Raw genomic sequence first — 20,221 nt, 5'->3', positions numbered from 1 at the left:
TTATAAATATTTTGAATTGCTCAACTAGGGTATTTGTGAACCCGCCCCTACCATACCAAGAAATATTCATTTAATTATTTTTACTGAAAATCAATAGATGCTCACCTGATATGGGTGTAGTAATTCAGTAAATTTGATGATTTTAAATTGAGATTAATCACACCAGTCTCAAACACTGTGATTTATTCTGCACTGTACAGAACTTACGCAACTGGCATATTAGTAGGGTGCGTCAGATATCAAAGATACGTTTATTGACAGCATTTCAACAGTCTGACGCACCCTACCAGACAATGATGATTGTGAATTCCTATTGACATTTTACATGGGAATAGGATATGATTGTATGCTGTTCAAAGCATATATAATTTCTAACTAGGCTAAAGCTATATCAATAACGTCAGTAGCTGATATTGTCTACAGAAAGCCTAGTTACTCTTTTTTGTTGTTTATTCATGAGGTGAACATGGCCAAGCGCCGTAACCCGAAAAAAGAAAAGGCGCTACGGAACCAGGCGTATGCCCGAAAGTTTCGTAAACGGACTACAACAGGAAAAATGCAGAGAAGGTTCCAGCAAAGACCACCTAAAGAAGAGGAAGATGAGGGCGCAGCAGCAGTTGATACTGAGTAAGCAGCCTACCCCAGTTCTAGTTCTTTAAGTGTTTTGGTTGACAAGGCGTACAAATGTACGCCTTAGTTTTTTGGCATTGGGCATCAAAAAGTTAAAAACCAAATAATGCTTTTGTGTTGACTTTTCGATCCCCAATTCCTCTACTCAGCAATTTGAGTGCGGGCTGCTACCAGTGCTGTTTTCACCTGGGTAAAGCCAGTACCACCGTAACTGTTGCGGGCGGCGACAACTGTACGCGGGGATATTGCTTGATAAATATCCTCTGCGAATGCTGGATGTAGTTGTTGCCACTCCTCTAGGGTTAAATCTTTTAAGAGTTTACCAGCAGCAATGCTGGTTTTGACGACTTTACCCACCAGATTATAAGCTTCTCGGAAGGGTACACCTTTGGCAGCTAGATAATCTGCCACATCGGTAGCGTTAGAAAAATCTTCCGCTACGGCTTCTGTGAGGTGTTGCGTCCGAAATTCTAAACCTTCGCGCAGCAAAATTGTCATTGCTTCTAGGCAAGCTTTGACAGTATTAACGGTATCAAATATACCTTCTTTATCTTCTTGTAAGTCTTTGTTATAGGCTAGGGGTAATCCCTTCATAATCACTAGCATAGCCTGGAGATGACCAAAAACTCGCCCGGTTTTGCCCCGTACTAATTCTGGCACATCGGGATTTTTCTTTTGGGGCATGATGCTGGAACCTGTGGCACAGCTATCTTTGAGGGTGATAAAACGAAACTCTTCCGATGCCCAGAGAATGATTTCCTCAGACAGACGACTCAGGTGAACCATAATCAGGCTAGCAGCACACAAAAATTCTACTGCAAAGTCGCGATCGCTCACTCCATCTAAGCTATTAGCATAAATCGCGTCAAAATGCAAGAGTTTAGCTGAGTAGTGGCGGTCAATAGGGAAAGTTGTCCCCGCTAAAGCACCACAGCCCAAAGGCGAAATATTCACCCGGCGATAAACATCTCCTAAGCGTTCCCAGTCTCGTTGCGCCATCTGGAAATAAGCCAAGAGGTGATGAGCGAGACTCAGGGGTTGGGCGCGTTGCAGGTGGGTGTAACCAGGAATCAGAGTTTCTACATTTTGTTCGGCGATATCGAGTAAAACTGCTTGAAATTCCCGTAATTGCTGTTTAATTTGTTGAATTTGGTCGCGTAGATAAAGTCTGGTATCAGTGCCTACTTGGTCATTACGCGATCGCGCCGTGTGGAGTTTCTTGCCCACATCACCGACAAGTTCCGTTAACCGCCGTTCTACAGCAAAGTGTACGTCTTCCGCATCAATACCGGGGTTAAATTTGCCTTGACGGTATTCTTGGCGGATTTGCTCTAAACCAGCAATTAGTTGCTCTCCCTCTGGTGGGGAAATAATCCCCGTATGCGCCAACATTTGGGCATGAGCTTGTGAGCCTGTGAGGTCGTATTCTATTAATTCTATGTCAAAACCTATACTAGCGTTAAAACGAGCGATCGCTGGATGCAACGCTGATTCAAACCTCTGACTCCAAGTTTGTTTTTCCGTCATAGAAAATATTGGGTATTGGGGACTGGGGACTGGGGACTGGGGATTGGGGATTGGGGATTTGAAGGGATTGGAAGGGATTGGGGACTAAAAGGGACGCTTAAAGAATTTCTCCCTTGTCTACCTTGTCTACCTCATCCCCCTCATCTCCCTCATCTCCCACCCTGCGGGTGAATCCTACGGATACGCTACCGCGTTCGCGGTAGCGTCTCGTAAGAGAAGCAAGCTACATCTCCCTCATCTCCCTCATCTCCCTCATCCTCCTCATCTCCCCTACTTCCTACTCCCTACTCCCTACTCCCTACCCATGTCAACCGTACTTAGTTAGATTACGAAATATATAGCCAACCACCAAACCAATCAACAACGCCCAGATTTGACCTGACTGGACAAATTGATTCCAAACTTTTTGCATCTGACCTACCACGTTGGGGTCTGTAATGTTTTGCCCTAGTACAGTTACATTTATCGGCACATTCCAAACAGCCTGAGAAATCAAATCACTTAAGTAGTTCATTTTCAGTAATTGATTAAGTTAAAAGTGAGCAGTTAGGGGTTAGAAGTTCAAGGTTAGAGGCTAGATGTTAGGGTATCATCATTTACACCGTACTCAATGCCCAATGCCCTATGCCCAACCACTTCATCTACTAACTTAATATTTAACTGATGCCATCCGTAATTTCTCGGCAGTTCGTAAAATTTGCCCTGCTAACACGGCTGCACCAAAACCGTTATCAATATTAACAACTCCAACACCCGCAGCGCAGGAATTAAGCATTGTCAATAAGGGTGCTAATCCGCCGAAACTCGCGCCATAACCCACACTCGTAGGCACAGCAATCACAGGACAATCTGCCAAACCGGCAACAACGCTAGGTAAAGCCCCTTCCATACCGGCGACAACAATTAATACTGATGCGGACTCAATCAGATGGCGGTTACTCAACAAGCGGTGAATACCAGCAACGCCTACATCCCAAAGACGCTGCACCCGAAAACCAGACAGTTCAGCCGTGACAGCTGCTTCTTCAGCAACGGGTAAGTCAGCAGTCCCAGCAGAGAGAATACTAATCACCCCTTCAAACCGTGGTTTGAGATCAAGGGGAGCAATGGCACAAATTCGCGCCAATTCGTAATAGCGTAAACCCCTGACCTTAGATTGCAGTACAGTATAAACTTCTGGTTCAATACGGGTAGCCATAACTACCGGGTTACGCTGACGCATCACCTCCATAATTTTCCAAATTTGCTCAGGAGTCTTACCAAGCCCCCAAATTACTTCCGGGAACCCAGTTCTCAAATGACGGTGATGATCAATTTTGGCAAACTCACCTACAGATTCATAGGCTAAATCTTTGAGTGAGTCCAAGGCCATATCTGGGGTTACTTTACCATTGGCGACGGACTCTAGGAGCGATCGCAAAATTTCAGGTTGAGTCACAGCAATTTTAGGAAGTAGGGAGTAGGGAGATGAGGAAGCGAAGGAGCAGGGGAGAATAACTTTTACCCAGTCAACAATCAACAATTTTGAATTTTGAATTTTGAATTTTGAATTTATATCCCCCAATCCCCTATTTTACAATTTTGATTTCATGTATATTCCAGAAAGCACCACCTAAAGCTGAGAAATTTATCCCCTCAAAGCGATTACGTACTGCTGATAATGAATAGGGATTAACCAAGTAAATAAATGGTAAATTCTCCTGAGTGATGCGTTGAGTTTCCCCATAAATTTCTTTGCGCTTGGCTTCATCCAACTCTTTCGCCGCTTGAATGTATAATCGACCAATTTCGGCTTCCCAAGGTGCTACTTCCCATCCTGTAATCGGCTTTTGTCCAGCTTGGGGTTTTTGATTAAACATGTGTAATCCACCTTCAGGAGACCAAACATTAGCCCCATCATTTGGTTCTAAGCCACCAGTCAAACCCAACATCGAAGCTTCCCAATCTAAAGTATTAGCCAGCTTGTCTGTATAAGTATTCCATGCTAAGGGAGTGAAATCAACTTGCATACCGATTTTGCTCAAATCTTGTTTAATCTGTGAACCCATTGCTTCGCGGATTTTGTTACCAGCATTTGTCAGCAATGTAAAGCGCACCCGATTACCTTGAGCATCTAATAATTGTCCTTGCTGATTGTACTTAAAACCAGCTTTTAGTAACAGTTGTTTGGCTTTTTCGGGATTGTAATCGTAGACTTTTAACCCTTCTTTTGGTGACAGATAATAAGGACTCTGCACAGAAATCGGTGAATTTTGCGTTTGACCTAAACCACGATAAATATTATTGATCATGGTTTGGCGGTCAATTGCATAAGCCACTGCTTGACGAAATTCTAAAGTATTAAACCAACGAGATTTTACAGGATCAATCAGTGGCTTGCCGTCTCTTTTACCTTTATTCAAATTGAAAACCACAAAAGTCGTGCCAGCAGCAGGTCCACCATTATAAATTGTGAAATTTCCTTGCTTTTCTTGCCGCTTAAGTAGAGAAAAATAATCTGGTGTTACGCCTACACTATCTAAACCACCAGAACGAAATTGCAGCAAGGATGTATCTGTTGATTCCACAATTTGCCATACTATTCTTTCAATATAAGGTTGTTGTTGGCCTTGAGGCCCTTTACGCCAGTAGTAGGGATTTCGCTGAAAAACTACACGTTGGCTGGTGTCATATCGCTCTATTTTATAAGGGCCATTGACAATAATTTGCTCTGGTGGTGTATCAACCCCCCACTTTTGTAGAAATTTGGGATTACCTTCCGCATCTTTCGTTTTTACTGATTCGCGCAACGCATGGGCTGGTAAAATCGGCGCACCTGTAGAACTACGCAAAAATGGCGCAAATGGTTCTGGAACAGTAAACTCAACTCGACGATTATCGATTTTTTTCACAGTTGGTAATTTACGACTTTCACCAATCCTCATTACATCTCTAATATCGGTGGGAATGGCTTCATTAAAGTAAATCTCATTGTAGGTAAATATAACATCATCTACTGTGAGTGGCTGCCCGTCAGACCATTTCAAATTATCGCGCAGCGTAAAAACAATTTTCAATTTATCATCAGAAACTTCCCAGGATTCTGCTAATGCTGGCTCGATTTCACCCGTTTCATAGTTTTCGGTGATTAAGCCTTCATAAGTCAAACCAAACACGTTAGGAACTTCTGAACTCAGAGCATAGTTAAAAGTTTTCGGATCGCTGAGAATACTGGTGACTAATCGCGGTGTTTGGGCTGCTGAACTTTTGAAATTTTCAGGATTACAGGCTGCAACTGTCAACGCTGTAAATGCAGCTATCAGGATAAGTATCCAAAACCGTTGGATAACAGAAAATATATTACGAGAATATGACATAATTTTAAATATTTAACTCAACTATTTTGAGATTGTAACCAACTTAGAAAGTCTTGGGTTAGACTAAAATATCTGACTCCTGATCTACTCAAAGCTTCTTGTACATCTGGTTTGCCGAAATCATTCTTATTTTCACTCAGGAATACTTTATGGTCTGTAGTATGTGACTTAGCATGATTCAAAATACACTGTAATATTAAGTTATCTATCAAGTCATTCTTAATTTGCAAATGTTCTGGAAATATGAGAGTTATGTCTGTGATATCTCGCAGTAATTGGTTATTTAAGTTGATTATTTCGGCATTTTCAATTAATTTATCGATAACATCATAAAGACGATAATTAATTTCATTGAGAAGGCGTTGGTTTAAAATACGTGCTTGCTCTAACTGTAAAACTAGGCGTTTAGCATTGTGAGAATCCATGTCTCTAGTTGCTTTGTTAATCTGCTTATCTAGTTCTCTCGCAAATTCTGTACGATCCTTCTTTTCTTTTTCAAAAGTAGCAAGAGCTTCTATAAAGCAAATACTTGGTATGATTATACGCAATGACTCAGGAAGACTGTTGAGCAATTGATTAGCTGCTAAATCTTGTCCCTGAGCAATAGACATCAAAAAGTTTGTTTCAACGTAAAGTATCACCATTAAGATTTACCTGAGAATAAGTAATTCCCCCTTCTATTTTTTGCGAAAAGCCGATTTCTTGTAATCTGGCGAATTCTGGCGGTTGTTCAGATTTCCAATGATAAGCTAAGTCTCGTAACCAAGCTTCTACCAGTGTTTCTAGGTAAAATCCTGAGATACGATTATTATTTCTCAATTCGCTAAATTCTTCGTCGTAATTACACAGGATATTCTCAGTATTGAGGGAAACGATAGGGTCTGAAAAGTCATTACCATCCCATATAAAAATAGTAATATTTTCTGTAGTTGCCAACATGATAAAAGGATTATCTGCCAATACAAAGCGATTAGTATGATGTATATGTTGCAAATAAAACTTTATTTGTGAAATTACTTGTTTTTGTTGGGTTATATTTGTGATTGTGTGAGATTTAACTTCAACGAACAGAACAAGTTTTTCCTCTTTGTCCAAGACAACAATATCAGCAATTTTAGTAGGAAATTTTGCAGCTTCCATTGTCCTAGTTCTCCTAACAAGTTAATCAGTTTAGCTGTCTATACCCACCAGTAAAACTACAGCATAAGCACAGATACCTTCTTCGCGTCCCACGGGGCCTAATTTTTCATTGGTGGTGGCTTTAATACCTACTTGATTGGGTTGTAGTTGTAAAACATTGGCGATTTTGTCACGCATGGTTTTAATATGCGGCTTCAATTTAGGACGTTCTGCAACTACTACGGAGTCAATATTGCCGATTTGCCAACCTTGAGCGCGAATCAGCTGATGCACTTGACTTAATAAAACTAAACTATCTGCTCCTGCCCATTGGGGATCAGTGGGCGGAAAATAATGACCTATATCCCCCAAGGATAACGCTCCTAGCATAGCGTCCATAATGGCGTGGGTGAGGACATCCGCATCACTGTGTCCTAATAAACCGAGTTCATGGGGGATTTGTACACCCCCTAAAATTAAAGCGCGATCGCTTACCAGTCGATGAATATCGTAGCCGTTACCAATTCTGATGTTCATAGTCATTAGTCATTAGTTATTAGTCATTAGTCATTAGTCATTAGTTAATCTCTCTCATCTCCCTCATCTCCCTCATCTTCCTCATCTCCCTCATCTCCCTCATCCCCCCTGCTCACCTGCTTCCCTGCTCCTCTGCTTCTCCTGTAGCCATTTTTCCAGTAAATCGGGACGGCGATCGCTCGTTCTTTTAATTTGTTGTTCGTAACGCCATTTGGCAATTGCGGCATGATTCCCTGATAGTAAGACATCAGGCACTTTCCAGCCGCGAAAATTCGCCGGACGAGTGTATTGGGGATAATCCAATAAACCATCTTCAAAACTTTCTGCCGTCAGGGACTCGGTTTTGGCTACAGTTCCCGGTATCAGTCGCACTACACCGTTAATCAACGCCATTGCCGGAATTTCTCCCCCGGTGAGAATAAAATCCCCCAAAGACACCTCACGGGTGACTAGATTTAATACCCGTTCATCTACCCCTTCATAATGCCCACAGATCACCACGATTTGGTCATAATTCGTGGCTAATTCTCGCAGCAGGGGTTGATTGATGGTTTGACCTTGAGGACTCATTAAAATGACTTCTCGACGGGGTAACATCGGCAGCGACTCCACAGCCTGAAAAATCGGTTCTGGTTTCATCAGCATCCCTACACCACCACCATAGGGTTCGTCATCTACCTTACGGTGTTTATCTGTAGTGAAGTCTCTGGGATTCACCAGATTGACTTGAGCAATTTGCTTGGCAAGGGCTTTACCCAGTAGCCCAGAGTTGAGAACTGAGGTAAAACAGTCAGGAAAAAGTGTAACTATATCAAAGCGCACAGTATTTCGTATTCGAGAACACTAATCTTAAATTTGAATGTCTATCAAACACAAGCAGCAAATTGTAGGTTAAAACTACATATAAGCTTTATCAATAGTATCGAAAAGGATGGGAACTATTGATTTTTGTTAGACTGGAAAGTTTTTCTAATCACTTAATTTATGTTTAAATATTGTCACAACTGGATTTAAATAAATAATCTGGGTTAACAACTTCCAGGATGCATCAGGCCAGCCTCAGAATAATGTGTGTAAAGACCTGCTCACTCCAAAACCAGAGGGGAAACCTCATCCCCACCGTCAGAGGGGTTAACCCTCAAGCACAAATCGGCCAGTTTGGAAAAAGTGGACAGGTGAAAAACAAGGCGCTGGCTTTGAGGACAAAGAACACCAGAATAAATCAGACTTCTTGTGGGTCTATCGCATTGTCCTCACCCAAAAGCAAAGTGCAGAAATCATTAGGCTACTAACCCTTGTTCAATTCACCTGAAGTTGTTGACAGGAGAAACACAATGCCGGAATTAAAAGCTAAATCGCTGGAAATGAGGACACCCCAAGCAACTAAAACCGCCGTTATGGTAATCGGAGGCGCAGAAGATAAAGTTCATGGACGCGAAATCCTCAGAACTTTTTTTGGGCGTTCTGGTGCAAGTAAGGCTTATATTACAATAATTCCATCCGCCTCCCGCGAACCCGCGATTATCGGTGGTCGGTATATCCGCATTTTTGAAGAAATGGGTGCTGAAAAAGTCGAAATTTTAGACATCCGTGACCGGGAACAGTGTGAATCTTCCTATGTGAAAACAGCCCTAGAAGAATGTAGTGGCGTGTTTTTGACAGGAGGAGATCAACTACGCTTATGCGGTGTATTGGCAGATACATCAGCAATGGAAATTATCCGGCGGCGCGCGAGGGCGGGAAATCTGACTCTGGCTGGTACAAGTGCAGGGGCAGCAGTTATGGGGCATCACATGATTGCTGGCGGTGGTAGTGGTGAAACACCAAACCGTTCTTTGGTGGATATGGCAACAGGTTTGGGATTAATTCCTGAAGTGATTGTTGACCAACACTTCCACAACCGTAATCGGATGGGTCGCTTGATTAGCGCGATCGCATCTCACCCCGACCGCCTAGGTATTGGCATTGATGAAGACACTTGTGCTGTATTTGAACGAGATGGTTGGCTGCAAGTTATGGGGAAAGGCAGTGTCACCATTGTCGATCCCACCGAACTCACCCACACCAACGAACCCCACGTTGGCGCAAATGAACCGTTGACCGTGCATAACATACGTCTGCATATCCTCAGCTATGGCGATCGCTTTCACCTGTACCAAAGGACTGTATTGCCTGCCGTACACCGCATCTCTAGCTGAAGGAATAGAGTAACTGAGGTGAGACTGAATTGATCGTCTGTGATTGTTTGCTGTGAAAAAATCAGCGCAATACTATTTAAGAAAGAAATAACTGTTTACTATGAACAGTTTAGCGGTCAATTCCAGTAAGAAACTAGAATTTTGGTTCCGAATCTCCATCTACCTATTCCCATGAGAATCCTCAAGATCCAGACCTTACGCGGCCCAAATTACTGGAGCATTCGACGCCACAAACTGATCGTCATGCGCCTCGACTTAGAGAACCTTGCCGATACACCCTCAAATGAAATCCCCGGTTTTTATGAAGGATTGGTAGAGGCGCTGCCAAGTCTGGAGAGTCACTATTGCTCGCCTGGCTGTCGTGGTGGCTTTCTGATGAGAGTGCGAGAAGGCACCATGATGGGTCATATCGTGGAACACGTAGCCCTAGAACTCCAAGAATTGGCAGGAATGCACGTCGGTTTCGGTCGCACCCGTGAAACTGCCACACCTGGAGTTTACCAGGTAGTGCTTGAATATCTGAACGAAGAAGCCGGACGCTATGCTGGCAGAGCCGCCGTCAGGTTGTGCCAAAGCATTGTAGATCGCGGACGCTATCCCAAGGCAGAACTAGAGCAAGACATTCAAGACCTCAAAGACCTCTGGCGAGATGCTTCTTTAGGCCCTTCTACTGAAGCCCTGGTCAAAGAAGCCGAAAAACGTGGTATCCCCTGGATACAGTTGAGCGCACGCTTTTTGATTCAGCTAGGCTATGGTGTGCATCATAAGCGAATCCAAGCGACTATGACCGAAAAAACAGGTATCTTAGGCGTAGAACTCGCTTGTGATAAGGAAGCCACTAAACGTGTCTTAGCGGCGGCTGGTGTCCCCGTACCTAGGGGTACAGTCATTAATTTTTTAGATGATTTGGAAGAAGCCATTGAATACGTTGGCGGTTATCCAATTGTGATTAAGCCGCTAGATGGTAATCATGGCCGTGGCATCACTATCGATATCAGAAATTGGGAAGAAGCTGAAGCCGCTTATGAAGCAGCAAGGCAAGTTTCCCGTTCCATCATTGTTGAGCGGTATTACGTTGGGCGCGACCACAGGGTATTGGTGGTAGATGGTAAGGTCGTGGCAGTTGCCGAACGTGTACCTGCTCATGTAGTCGGTGATGGTAGATCCACAATTGCCCAACTGGTTGAGGAAACCAACAAAGACCCCAACCGTGGCGAAGGTCATGATAAAGTCCTCACCAAAATTGAACTCGACCGCACCAGCTACCAACTACTAGAACGGCAAGGTTACACCCTCAACAGCGTGCCACCCAAAGGCACGATTTGTTATTTGAGGGCAACCGCTAACTTAAGTACAGGTGGCATCGCTGTAGACCGAACAGACGAAATTCACCCGGAAAATGTTTGGTTAGCCCAAAGGGTAGTCAAAATTATCGGTTTGGATATCGCTGGCTTAGATATCGTCACTACAGATATCAGTCGCCCTTTACGGGAATTAGACGGCGTAATTGTGGAAGTTAACGCTGCCCCCGGTTTTAGAATGCACGTTGCCCCCAGTCAAGGGACTCCTCGCAACGTCGCCGGCGCAGTTATGGATATGTTATTTCCCAATGAACAGTCCGGCCGTATTCCCATCCTCAGCATCACAGGCACTAACGGCAAAACCACAACTACCCGCCTGATAGCTCATATCTATAAGCAAACAGGTAAGGTAATAGGTTATACAACTACAGACGGGACATATATCGGTGATTACTTAGTCGAATCAGGAGACAACACAGGCCCCCAAAGCGCGCAAGTTATCCTGCAAGACCCCACAGTAGAAGTAGCCGTATTAGAAACAGCCCGTGGCGGGATTCTGCGCTCCGGTTTGGGTTTTGAAGCTGCCAATGTCGGTGTAGTGTTAAATGTCGCCGCCGATCACTTAGGTATAGGTGATATAGATACTATTGACCAGTTAGCCCAACTCAAGAGTGTAGTGGCAGAAGCTATATATCCTGATGGTTATGCCGTACTCAATGCTGACGATCGCCGTGTCGCCGCAATGGCAGAAAAAACCAAGGCCAACATTGCCTACTTCTCCATGAACCCCAGTTCGGAATTAGTGCAGCAGCACGTTCAGAAGGGAGGAGTAGCCGCCGTCTATGAAAATGGCTATCTGTCGATTGTCAAGGGCGATTGGACACATCGCATTGAACGGGCGGAAAATATCCCCCTAACAATGGGCGGGCGTGCGCCATTCATGATTGCTAATGCCTTAGCGGCAAGTTTAGCAGCCTTTGTGCAGAACGTCACCATTGAGCAAATTCGGGCTGGTTTAAGGACTTTCCGCGCTTCTGTCAGTCAAACACCAGGACGGATGAATTTATTTAATTTAGGCAAATACCACGCCCTGGTAGACTATGCCCATAACCCAGCCAGTTACGAAGCCGTGGGTGCTTTTGTCCGCAACTGGACTACAGGACAACGCATTGGCGTAGTTGGTGGGCCAGGCGATCGCCGTGACGAAGATTTTATCACCTTGGGTAAACTAGCAGCAGAGATTTTTGACTATATCATCGTTAAAGAAGACGACGACACACGGGGTAGACCACGGGGATCAGCTTCTGACTTGATTACCAAAGGCATCACCCAAGTCAAGCCAGATGCCCGTTATGAATCAATTTTGGATGAAACAACAGCAATTAATCGAGGCTTAGATATAGCACCCGATAATGGTTTGGTGGTGATTCTTCCAGAAAGCGTCAGCCGTGCCATTAAACTCATCAAACTGCGCGGCTTAGTTCAAGAAGAAATGCAGCCACAAAATACTACCACCACCGTTGTAGATAACCAAAATGGCATAGCATCTAATTCAGTAATTAATACTTTGCTGTAGTTGATAGTAGAGATGTGAGTCATCACATCTCTAGCATTTACCATTCCTCAGTTAACAATTTTTAGTTTTACTTTTATTCTTCTCTTGAATTGGTATCCTCACTAGGATTGTTGAGTTCCTCTTTAAAGCCTCTTAGGGTTTTACCTAGTGCGTTTCCCAGTTCAGGAATTTTTTTAGGGCCAAAAATTACAATAGCCACAATGGCGATGATCGCTACTTCCGGCCATCCCAGTCCAAACATATACAGTTCCTCTATACTATCTTTAATTTACCATTCTGTATCAAGACTCATCTCTATAAACTTCTCTACAGTGTTTGACTTTAATTACACTTATTAACAAAATAGTATCAAATATTTGATAAATGACTCTATAATTACCTACTCGAATGCGATATAAAGAATCTTCATCTGACAATTTTTTCACGCCACTTGGCCGGGGTTCTATTGCTAATTCTTCAATTTTCGAGTCGATGCGTTCTTTAATATCACTGGGTAGTTTCTTTAATTGTTTAGTAGCACCCTTGGTAAATTCAATTTGATAACTCACATCAGTCCTTTTTTGTAGTCATCCCAAGATACCGTACCGTTAATTTTTGCATCTGCTATTTCTGCACGAGCATCTCTAATATCTTCTTCATCCTCTAGTAGTTCTAAAACTTTTTCTAGAGTGCTTTCGGGTGCAAGGTTTAAATGTGCCTGAATTAGTGCCAGTAAGGATTGTCTTTTGGTTGTAGTTGTCATTTTTAGACCTTGATAAATATGAACCAGTTTATTTATTCTCGGTGAATAGGGATACCCAACCAATCACTGATTTCATGGGCTAACCATTCTAATTCTGCTTCGGATTGAATCGCGCTATTAGTCCCAAGCTGATACTTTTGGACACCAGCCCAAATATCTAATTGTGCTGGTACTTGAGTGCGATCGCCTACGGCGGGGCGTAGCCCATCGCCATCAGAATCTTTCGTCCAATGTTTTTTCGTGTAAACTAGCTTTCTAATACTTTCTTTAGTAGATGGTCGGGGACGATGCCATTTAAAACCAAATAACTCTTGAGTAAAACTGATTTTTTGACTATCTAAACGTAGGCGAATACGTCCAAATAAACCCAGTAACAAAGTGTAGACCATAAAAGCACCAGCACCCCAAAACGGCAGAGAAAATAAGGCAAAGGGCAGATTGACCGGAAAAGGGGCTGATAGTGCGCCAAGAGTCCAAAATAAAATAAAAGAATTCCAGGCGATCGCAAATAAACCTGTAAACACCATTGAGGGTTAGTAGCTAGTTAATTATTTGCTAACTATTGCTGACAAATACTCACATTTAATCTAGGTGACACAACTGATGTATGTGGTGATGATGTCGGGATTTGGCTGTAGAATAGCATCATGCTACTAGGATTTAAGACACAACTAAAACTCAAGCGAAAACAACGACTACTACTAGCACAACACGCCGGAGTAGCCAGACATGCTTGGAATCAAGGTTTAGCATTGTGTCAGCAACTACTCCAACATAACAAGTACGGGCGAACGGCCGTTCGCCCCTACCAAGACCAAATCAAATTCCCCACAGCCATAGATTTACATAAATGGTTAGTAGCATCAATTAAATCTACTCATCCTTGGTACTATCAAGTATCGAAATGCGCCCCCCAATACGCATTGAGACACCTATCAGATGCTTTTAAATGTTTTTTCCACAAAACCAAAGGCTTTCCTAAATTCAAGAAAAAAGGCAGACACGATAGTTTTACCCTAGATGGTGCAATTAAGATTGACACCCGTAAAGTCAGATTACCTGTGATTGGATGGCTAAAAACTTACGAAGATTTACCCACAGGATATCAACCCAAATCAGTCACCATCAGTAAACAAGCTCATCAGTGGTTTATCTCTTGGAAAATAGAAGTAGAAACTTCCACAACACCTAAAACACAAGAGTTTGTAGGCGTTGATTTAGGTATCAATCATTTAGCGACATTATCCACAGGAGAAATATTCGATGGCGTAAAGAGTTATCAAAAGTATGAATCGAAACTAGCCAGAATGCAATACTTGAACCGTCATAAACAACAGAGTTCAAGTAATTATAGAAAATATAAAATCAAAATCGCTAGGCTACACCAAAAAATAGCCAACATCAGGAAAGATACATTACATAAAATCACCACCTATATCAGCAAAAACCACGCTCTGATAGGGATAGAGGATTTGAATGTCTCTGGTATGTTGGCGAATGGGAAGTTAGCTAAAGCTATTGCTGATATGGGATTTTATGAGTTTCGTAGGCAGCTAGAATATAAAACACAACTATACGGTAGTAAGTTGGTAATTGTGGATAGATTTTATCCCAGTAGTAAAACTTGCTCTAGTTGTGGAGAGCAAAAATCATCTCTGTCATTGTCGCAAAGAGTGTTTCAATGTGAACACTGTGGCTGGGAGGGTGACAGAGATGTCAATGCTGCCATCAATCTCTGTCAACAAGCGACTAGATTAGTCGTGTTAGCCTGTGGACTAGATAGTGCCGACACTTCTAGGAAGAAGCAGGAAGAAAAAGCTGGCACTTGTGAGCATTTGTGAGCTTTTTTGAATCGGATGAAACCCAACTGGCGGGATGAAAACTTCTAAGTAATCCCAATCTTTGGTGAGTTGAATCTTACTCCCAACAGGTTGGGTAACAGCTAAACTACTAATATCTATTGCTGCTGGCGACTCGTCTAAAGCTTGCAGAGCAATACTCGCCGAACTAAATCGCCTTTCTAAACTCGGTTGAGTCATCAACTTTAACCAACGTGTCAAGCCTGGACTGAGATTACCTACTGACTCAAACTGAATACAAAAATCCTTTTGGGGTAAATCAGCCGGGTGAGTACCTGTAAGCAAGTAAATTAGCGTTGCGCCTAAACTATAAAGGTCAGAAGCTGGTACTGTACGCCCTCCAAATTGCTCAGGCGGCATATAACCGTAAGTTCCTACTACAGTTCTTGTTCCGCCTTCTGTCGCCAAAGCCGTCTGTACCGAACCGAAATCAACTAAATAAACTTGACCGACATCATTACCAGAACGATCGCCCAATAAAATATTGCTAGGTTTAAGATCACGGTGAATTACAGGCGGATGTAACCCGTGTAAATATATCAAAATTTCTAAAACGGCTTTGGCTACTTGTTTAACCTCAGCTGCGGTAAAAGTTCTACCACTTTGTATATATTGCTCTAAAGTTGAAGCTGAGATATAACTCTGTACTAGGGCAAATCCTTTAATTTTGGGTGAGTTTACCTCAAAATAATCTAAATATCGTGGGATTAAAGGATGAGACAAAGATTTAAGAGTTTCTGCCTCACGCTCAAACAACTTGAGATCATCCCATTCAAAATCACTGCTAAAAGAAAGCAACTTGACAACTACTAATTCACCAGTGACTACATCCCTAGCTAGTAGCGTCCGCCGTCCGGCTTTTTTGCCTAACTGTTGTTTAATCTCGTAGCGAGCATTTAATGTTTCTCCAATCATCATGATGGCTGATAACGCTACGCTGCAAAAACTTATAAAGTGTGTCTTGCCAAATGAGACAAGCTGATATCCTTAGTATAAATGTATAGTTCTATGCCTTCCCAACTTTGGCCTTATGTCACTCCTGGTATTCCCGATGAATTGTTCGAGCATTTGCCAGGCATACCTTTTAGCCAGCGCGAAATTAGGTTGCTGTTGATATCTCAGCTACGACTAGAACCTGATTCTGTGTTGTGGGATATTGGCGCAGGAACAGGTACAATTCCGGTAGAAGTGGGGTTATTGTGTCCCAAGGGTCAGATTATTGCCATAGAACGGGATGAAGAAGTTGCCAACTTAATTAAACGTAACTGCGATCGCTTTGGGGTGACAAATGTGGAAGTGATTGAAGGTAGCGCACCAGAATGTCTACACGACCTCAAGGTTGCTCCCCATCGTGTTTGTCTGGAGGGAGGACGAGCCATTCAAGAAATTTTGCAAGCAGTATGGCATTATTTACCATCATCAGGCAGAGTAGTCACCACCGCCAGCAATTTAGAAAGCCTGTATGCTATTTCTCAAAGCTTTGCCCAATTACAAGCTAGAAATGTGGAAGTTGTGCAGTCGGCGGTTAACCGCTTAGAGAAACGAGGTTTTTCTCAAACCTTTGCCGCCGTTGATCCCATTTTTATCCTCAGTGGTGAGAAACTAGACTAGGGACTGGGGACTGGGGACTGGGGACTGGGGACTCTTAAAGAATTTCTTCCTCCGCTTCCTCTGCTCCCCTGCTCCCCTGCTCCCCCTGCTTCCCCTGCTCCCCCTTCTTGTTTCCCTTCCCCCAGTATTAAATATTTCTATGCCTTGGTCTCGGATTATTAGTGGAATTGTTGCGATCGCCCTTGCCTTAAGTGCTGTTTTGTTGGGGGGTTGGTACTTTACTATCATGCTTGCTGTTGTCGTTTTTTTGGGACAACAGGAATATTTTGATTTGGTGCGAACCAGAGGTATTTTACCAGCTGCCAAAACGACCCTTTTCCTTAGTCTAGTTTTGCTGGGAATTTCTAACCTGAATGGTACTTTAGCTGATGCTGTCATGCCTATAGCTGGCACAGTTATTTGTTTTTACCTGCTGTTTCAGCCAAAAATGGCAACTATTGCCGATGTTTCCGCTTCCATTATGGGGCTGTTTTATGTGGGTTACTTACCGAGTTACTGGGTAAGGTTACGCGCAATTGGTAGTACAGCTATCAACAATCTTCCTTTCGCTGGCAACTGGCCTACAACCTGGACAGATATCCTCGCTGTCACAAATATCAATGCTCTACCACAAGGATTGACAATCACGCTGTTGACTTTCTTGTGTATTTGGGCGGCAGATATTGGCGCGTATTTTTTCGGTAAATTCTTTGGTAAAACTCGTCTTTCTGATATTAGTCCCAAGAAAACTGTTGAAGGCGCAGTCTTTGGAATGAGTGCTAGTTTAGCCGTTGCTCTTGCTGGCTCTTATTATCTTCAGTTACCCAAATTTTTACTTACTGGTGTCACACTCGGTTTAGTCATTGGCTTGGCTAGTCTGTTGGGCGATCTCACTGAATCAATGCTTAAGCGTGATGCTGGCGTAAAGGATTCAGGACAATTAATCCCTGGACACGGTGGTATTTTAGACCGTACCGATAGTTATATTTTTACAGCTCCTTTAGTTTACTATTTCGTGACGCTTATTTTGCCACTGGTAGCGGATAAGTGAGTCATTAGTCATTAGTCATTAGTCATTAGTCATTAGTCATTAGTCATTAGTCAGTAGGGGCGGGTTTACCAGATAATCTGTAGAGCCATGATAATTCTCTCTAAACCCGCCCGTACATTAGTCATTAGTCATTAGTCATTAGTTATTCTCCCCCTGCTGACGGCAGTCCGCTCAAGTCGGGAAACCCGCCCACGCGGCTGCCTCCCCTGCCTCCCCTGCTCCCATTCCCCACTCCGATCACGGATTAACGTTAACTTGTCCGCGACAAACTAACTTACCTGGTGTCAGGCTGAGTTCTGCGATATTGACATCTGAGCCAAGATGAAAATTGTAATTATCACTACTTGTTAATAGTAATACGCCATTTTGTATGACTTGAATTTGCGAGAGTTGTAACTCTTGTCCCCTCAGCAATTCTAGGTAGAAACTTATTTCTAAAGGTATAGATTTACCTACAGATGTGAGGGTGGCTATGAGAGAGATTTGTTGATTTTTCAGAATAATCTTTTGCCAAAAAATAGACTTGGCATCTGGACAATTATCTGGTAAAAGTTTAACGAGTAGATCATTTAAAGCACTTAATAATAGTTCAGATGAGAGGGAGGCATTCAGATCCTTCTCTTCTATGATCAGTTCGCCAACTACGGGTACTACTTGCAACAATTGCAGTGGTTGACCTTTGAGTATTTGGCCGATATTGATTTGAATATTCTCTGCTCCTAGTTTAATTTGGTTAATATGGAGACCTTGATAGACAGCATGAGTGGCGAAGATGGAAACCCAAGGAATGCAACCGGAGAGAAGTTGGCGATCGCTAGCTTTAATCTCGACTTCTAGCTCAGATACTTGGCTGACTTGTGTTCTTAACCATACCTTCAGTGCTGTTGTCAGTATGTTTGTAATGATGCGGATTTTGTTTAAACTTCTAATTTTGGGATTTTTCTCTGGCATTTAACCACTCTCATGGGTTGGGTATTTGCTCAGTAACCAACTGAACTTAAACAAGGTTTAACTGTAGCATTGATGGCTATTTACCACAAAATGCCAAGCTGATGAATATTTAAAACTTTGAAATTATTACCAGTAATTTATACATGGAGGCGAGATTACAAAAAGTTCTGTCTGAGTTGGGCATTGCTTCACGTCGAGAAGCCGAAGAAATGATTCGGCGATCGCGCGTGCGGGTAAATGGTGAGATAGCACAATTGGGACAAAAAGTTGACCCCCAAAAGGATAAAATCACTGTTGATGGTCGGCCAGTAGCGGCTGACAATCGTCCAACTCTTGTATATGTGTTGTTAAACAAACCCCTGGGTGTAGTTTCCACCTGTGACGATCCCCAAGGGAGAAAGACAGTCTTGGATTTATTACCGGAAAACTTACGTCAAGGTTATGGTATTCATCCCGTTGGTCGTTTAGATATCAATTCTACAGGCGCGTTAATACTGACTAATGATGGAGCATTAACATTTAAACTCACCCATCCACGTCACAGTATTCCTAAGACTTATCAAATTCTAGTACAAGGTCATCCCCCGGAAGCAGTGCTAGAAAAGTGGCGGCGGGGTGTGCTTCTAGATGGGAGAAAAACCCGTCCGGCCAAGGTAAGCTTCCTAGAAAGTTTTGCTAAAAATAGTCGTTTAGAGATTGTTTTGCAGGAGGGAAGAAACCGCCAAATTCGCCGTATCGCAGAACAGTTAGGTTATCCAGTGATCAAGTTACATCGAACTGCAATTGGTTCGATTCAATTACAACAACCACAAAAACCCTTATTACGAGAAGGTCAATATCGTTTTCTTCAAGATGACGAAATTCGCTATTTACAAATTCAGACCAAAGACATACCTATTCAAGATTGGGGTAAGGAGTGTAGAAAAACATGAAATGGCTAAATTTTAAAAAGAATGACCTACCAAAACCTTCGCTAGAACAACAAAGAGCCGAAAAACTAGCCGAAATGGGTAGTAAATTATCTGCTGCACGTCAACAACTTGGTCTATCTCTCGATGAAATGGTCGCCCATACGAGAATTCCCCGGCGACTATTACAAGCGATAGAAGAAGGGAATTTAGAAGATTTGCCAGAACCAATTTATATTCAAGGCTTGATTAGACAGTTTGCTGATGCAGTTGGCTTCAAGGGCGCGGAATTTGCTAGTAATTTTCCTGTTGGTTATCAAATAGTCAATCTGCCATCTGTAGGAAAAACTAAGTCAATTCATCAATTACGTCCTATTCATCTTTACTTGGTATACATAGTCTTGATTGTCTGTGCTGTCAACAGTTTGTCTCAGTTATTGAACAAGACTGCAATTACAGCAAATAATAGCAACATTCAACCCAGCGTTGAGCCAGACAGATTAGTGACAAGACAATCAACGCCAGTCAAGCAGTTAACCAGAACCATACCTGTGAGCGATCGCCTCACAGATAACAAAGACAATCAATCAGTACAGATTGGTGTGACTTTAACCGCAGCCTCTTGGATTCGGGTAGTAGCTGATGGTAAAACCGAATTTGAGGGGATTCTACCCCAAGGAGCGCGTCGCGTTTGGAAAGCGCAAGAACAATTGACAATCAAAACTAATAATGCTGGTGGCGTACTGATGAGTGTGAATCAGCAAGCAGCCAAGCAAATGGGAGAAGTTGGTAAAGCTGAAGAAATTAAAATTGCTGCTGCTAAACCTGAATAAACCAATCAATTGGAAGATTTAGGAAAGCAGGGGAATCAAAAAT

At 42.8% G+C, this 20,221-nt stretch carries 21 protein-coding genes and 1 pseudogene; 8 read left to right on the top strand and 14 right to left on the bottom strand.

Annotated features, from left to right (window positions below; translation table 11 throughout):
* The first annotated feature begins 466 nt into the window (after nt 1-466).
* The gene (locus A3775_RS24715) at nt 467-631 is read left to right on the top strand and encodes a hypothetical protein (RefSeq protein ID WP_197480177.1); all 165 of its coding nucleotides are present in this window, start codon (nt 467-469) and stop codon (nt 629-631) included.
* Nucleotides 632-771: 140 nt separating this feature from the next.
* Here the strand turns inward: A3775_RS24715 and argH are convergent, their stop codons facing one another.
* From argH to trmD, 8 genes are all read right to left on the bottom strand, one after another.
* The gene (gene argH / locus A3775_RS16280) at nt 772-2,157 is read right to left on the bottom strand and encodes an argininosuccinate lyase (RefSeq protein WP_066425872.1); all 1,386 of its coding nucleotides are present in this window, start codon (nt 2,155-2,157) and stop codon (nt 772-774) included.
* 307 nt (nt 2,158-2,464) lie between these two features.
* Nucleotides 2,465-2,671, bottom strand: coding sequence for a hypothetical protein (locus tag A3775_RS16275; protein ID WP_066375159.1), 207 nt, complete (start codon nt 2,669-2,671; stop codon nt 2,465-2,467).
* Between the two features lie 135 nt (nt 2,672-2,806).
* Entirely contained in the window at nt 2,807-3,595 is a 789-nt protein-coding gene (gene larB / locus A3775_RS16270; RefSeq protein ID WP_066375165.1) for a nickel pincer cofactor biosynthesis protein LarB, read from the bottom strand.
* A gap of 130 nt (nt 3,596-3,725) precedes the next feature.
* The gene (locus tag A3775_RS16265) at nt 3,726-5,513 is read right to left on the bottom strand and encodes an ABC transporter substrate-binding protein (protein ID WP_066425871.1); all 1,788 of its coding nucleotides are present in this window, start codon (nt 5,511-5,513) and stop codon (nt 3,726-3,728) included.
* 17 nt (nt 5,514-5,530) lie between these two features.
* Complete coding sequence (locus A3775_RS16260; protein ID WP_066425868.1) at nt 5,531-6,157, bottom strand: PIN domain-containing protein; 627 nt, start codon at nt 6,155-6,157, stop codon at nt 5,531-5,533.
* The gene (locus tag A3775_RS16255; protein WP_066375172.1) at nt 6,138-6,653 is read right to left on the bottom strand and encodes a type I restriction enzyme HsdR N-terminal domain-containing protein; all 516 of its coding nucleotides are present in this window, start codon (nt 6,651-6,653) and stop codon (nt 6,138-6,140) included. Before A3775_RS16255 ends, A3775_RS16260 begins: the two co-directional genes overlap by 20 nt.
* 30 nt (nt 6,654-6,683) lie before the next feature.
* On the bottom strand, nt 6,684-7,169 hold the full coding sequence (gene ispF, locus A3775_RS16250) for a 2-C-methyl-D-erythritol 2,4-cyclodiphosphate synthase (RefSeq protein WP_197480183.1): 486 nt from the start codon (nt 7,167-7,169) through the stop codon (nt 6,684-6,686).
* 99 nt (nt 7,170-7,268) lie between these two features.
* The gene (trmD, locus tag A3775_RS16245; RefSeq protein WP_066425866.1) at nt 7,269-7,991 is read right to left on the bottom strand and encodes a tRNA (guanosine(37)-N1)-methyltransferase TrmD; all 723 of its coding nucleotides are present in this window, start codon (nt 7,989-7,991) and stop codon (nt 7,269-7,271) included.
* Between the two features lie 512 nt (nt 7,992-8,503).
* Between trmD and A3775_RS16240 the strand changes: the two genes are divergently transcribed.
* Nucleotides 8,504-9,367: a cyanophycinase gene (locus tag A3775_RS16240; RefSeq protein ID WP_066375179.1), complete on the top strand. Its 864-nt coding sequence runs from the start codon at nt 8,504-8,506 to the stop codon at nt 9,365-9,367.
* A gap of 171 nt (nt 9,368-9,538) precedes the next feature.
* Nucleotides 9,539-12,244 carry a cyanophycin synthetase gene (cphA, locus tag A3775_RS16235; protein WP_066425864.1) on the top strand — a complete coding sequence of 902 codons (2,706 nt, stop codon included), beginning with the start codon at nt 9,539-9,541 and terminating at the stop codon, nt 12,242-12,244.
* 73 nt (nt 12,245-12,317) lie between these two features.
* On the opposite strand, the gene tatA is transcribed toward cphA, so the two are convergent.
* From tatA to A3775_RS16215, 4 genes and pseudogenes are all read right to left on the bottom strand, one after another.
* Nucleotides 12,318-12,485, bottom strand: coding sequence for a twin-arginine translocase TatA/TatE family subunit (tatA, locus tag A3775_RS16230; protein ID WP_066375183.1), 168 nt, complete (start codon nt 12,483-12,485; stop codon nt 12,318-12,320).
* A gap of 40 nt (nt 12,486-12,525) precedes the next feature.
* A complete protein-coding gene (locus tag A3775_RS16225; protein WP_066375185.1) occupies nt 12,526-12,792 on the bottom strand; it encodes a type II toxin-antitoxin system RelE/ParE family toxin in 267 nt (88 codons plus the stop codon).
* Nucleotides 12,789-12,986, bottom strand: coding sequence for a hypothetical protein (locus A3775_RS16220; protein WP_066375188.1), 198 nt, complete (start codon nt 12,984-12,986; stop codon nt 12,789-12,791). Before A3775_RS16220 ends, A3775_RS16225 begins: the two co-directional genes overlap by 4 nt.
* A gap of 32 nt (nt 12,987-13,018) precedes the next feature.
* A pseudogene (locus tag A3775_RS16215) lies at nt 13,019-13,519 on the bottom strand (serine/threonine protein kinase); the annotation flags it as partial.
* Nucleotides 13,520-13,633: 114 nt separating this feature from the next.
* On the opposite strand from A3775_RS16215, the gene A3775_RS16210 reads away from it, so the two are divergent.
* Nucleotides 13,634-14,827, top strand: coding sequence for an RNA-guided endonuclease TnpB family protein (locus A3775_RS16210; RefSeq protein ID WP_066425860.1), 1,194 nt, complete (start codon nt 13,634-13,636; stop codon nt 14,825-14,827).
* Here the strand turns inward: A3775_RS16210 and A3775_RS16205 are convergent.
* Nucleotides 14,762-15,763: a serine/threonine protein kinase gene (locus A3775_RS16205; protein WP_369817219.1), complete on the bottom strand. Its 1,002-nt coding sequence runs from the start codon at nt 15,761-15,763 to the stop codon at nt 14,762-14,764. The genes A3775_RS16210 and A3775_RS16205 overlap by 66 nt on opposite strands.
* A gap of 90 nt (nt 15,764-15,853) precedes the next feature.
* Between A3775_RS16205 and cbiT the strand changes: the two genes are divergently transcribed.
* A complete protein-coding gene (gene cbiT, locus A3775_RS16200; protein ID WP_066375190.1) occupies nt 15,854-16,456 on the top strand; it encodes a precorrin-6Y C5,15-methyltransferase subunit CbiT in 603 nt (200 codons plus the stop codon).
* 139 nt (nt 16,457-16,595) lie between these two features.
* Entirely contained in the window at nt 16,596-17,486 is an 891-nt protein-coding gene (locus A3775_RS16195) for a phosphatidate cytidylyltransferase (protein WP_066375193.1), read from the top strand.
* 237 nt (nt 17,487-17,723) lie between these two features.
* On the opposite strand, the gene A3775_RS16190 is transcribed toward A3775_RS16195, so the two are convergent.
* Entirely contained in the window at nt 17,724-18,437 is a 714-nt protein-coding gene (locus tag A3775_RS16190) for a DUF2993 domain-containing protein (RefSeq protein WP_066425851.1), read from the bottom strand.
* A gap of 143 nt (nt 18,438-18,580) precedes the next feature.
* Here A3775_RS16190 and A3775_RS16185 point away from each other — a divergent pair, with 143 nt between their 5' ends.
* Both A3775_RS16185 and A3775_RS16180 read left to right on the top strand, forming a co-directional pair.
* Complete coding sequence (locus A3775_RS16185) at nt 18,581-19,369, top strand: pseudouridine synthase (protein WP_066375198.1); 789 nt, start codon at nt 18,581-18,583, stop codon at nt 19,367-19,369.
* Nucleotides 19,366-20,178, top strand: a complete 813-nt coding sequence (locus A3775_RS16180) for a RodZ family helix-turn-helix domain-containing protein (RefSeq protein ID WP_066375199.1) — start codon at nt 19,366-19,368, stop codon at nt 20,176-20,178. The genes A3775_RS16185 and A3775_RS16180 overlap by 4 nt, the downstream gene beginning before the upstream one ends.
* The last annotated feature ends 43 nt before the right edge of the window (nt 20,179-20,221 follow it).

The sequence above is a fragment of the Anabaena sp. 4-3 genome, assembly GCF_001597745.1.
Classification (GTDB): Bacteria; Cyanobacteriota; Cyanobacteriia; order Cyanobacteriales; family Nostocaceae; genus Trichormus.
The sequence above is the reverse complement of the archived record's forward strand: the minus strand, read 5'-3'. Positions and strand labels throughout refer to the sequence as shown.

Excerpts from the sequence above, each read along its gene's own strand:
- A3775_RS16190 (WP_066425851.1), bottom strand. The coding sequence starts at position 18,437 with ATGCCAGAGAAAAATCCCAAAATTAGAAGTTTAAACAAAATCCGCATC.
- A3775_RS16180 (WP_066375199.1), top strand. The coding sequence starts at position 19,366 with ATGAAATGGCTAAATTTTAAAAAGAATGACCTACCAAAACCTTCGCTA.
- A3775_RS16275 (WP_066375159.1), bottom strand. The coding sequence starts at position 2,671 with ATGAACTACTTAAGTGATTTGATTTCTCAGGCTGTTTGGAATGTGCCG.
- tatA (WP_066375183.1), bottom strand. The coding sequence starts at position 12,485 with ATGTTTGGACTGGGATGGCCGGAAGTAGCGATCATCGCCATTGTGGCT.
- ispF (WP_197480183.1), bottom strand. The coding sequence starts at position 7,169 with ATGAACATCAGAATTGGTAACGGCTACGATATTCATCGACTGGTAAGC.
- A3775_RS16240 (WP_066375179.1), top strand. The coding sequence starts at position 8,504 with ATGCCGGAATTAAAAGCTAAATCGCTGGAAATGAGGACACCCCAAGCA.
- A3775_RS16260 (WP_066425868.1), bottom strand. The coding sequence starts at position 6,157 with ATGGTGATACTTTACGTTGAAACAAACTTTTTGATGTCTATTGCTCAG.
- A3775_RS16205 (WP_369817219.1), bottom strand. The coding sequence starts at position 15,763 with ATGATGATTGGAGAAACATTAAATGCTCGCTACGAGATTAAACAACAG.
- argH (WP_066425872.1), bottom strand. The coding sequence starts at position 2,157 with ATGACGGAAAAACAAACTTGGAGTCAGAGGTTTGAATCAGCGTTGCAT.
- A3775_RS16255 (WP_066375172.1), bottom strand. The coding sequence starts at position 6,653 with ATGGAAGCTGCAAAATTTCCTACTAAAATTGCTGATATTGTTGTCTTG.
- cbiT (WP_066375190.1), top strand. The coding sequence starts at position 15,854 with ATGCCTTCCCAACTTTGGCCTTATGTCACTCCTGGTATTCCCGATGAA.
- A3775_RS24715 (WP_197480177.1), top strand. The coding sequence starts at position 467 with ATGGCCAAGCGCCGTAACCCGAAAAAAGAAAAGGCGCTACGGAACCAG.
- A3775_RS16195 (WP_066375193.1), top strand. The coding sequence starts at position 16,596 with ATGCCTTGGTCTCGGATTATTAGTGGAATTGTTGCGATCGCCCTTGCC.
- A3775_RS16265 (WP_066425871.1), bottom strand. The coding sequence starts at position 5,513 with ATGTCATATTCTCGTAATATATTTTCTGTTATCCAACGGTTTTGGATA.
- A3775_RS16185 (WP_066375198.1), top strand. The coding sequence starts at position 18,581 with ATGGAGGCGAGATTACAAAAAGTTCTGTCTGAGTTGGGCATTGCTTCA.
- A3775_RS16220 (WP_066375188.1), bottom strand. The coding sequence starts at position 12,986 with ATGACAACTACAACCAAAAGACAATCCTTACTGGCACTAATTCAGGCA.
- cphA (WP_066425864.1), top strand. The coding sequence starts at position 9,539 with ATGAGAATCCTCAAGATCCAGACCTTACGCGGCCCAAATTACTGGAGC.
- A3775_RS16210 (WP_066425860.1), top strand. The coding sequence starts at position 13,634 with ATGCTACTAGGATTTAAGACACAACTAAAACTCAAGCGAAAACAACGA.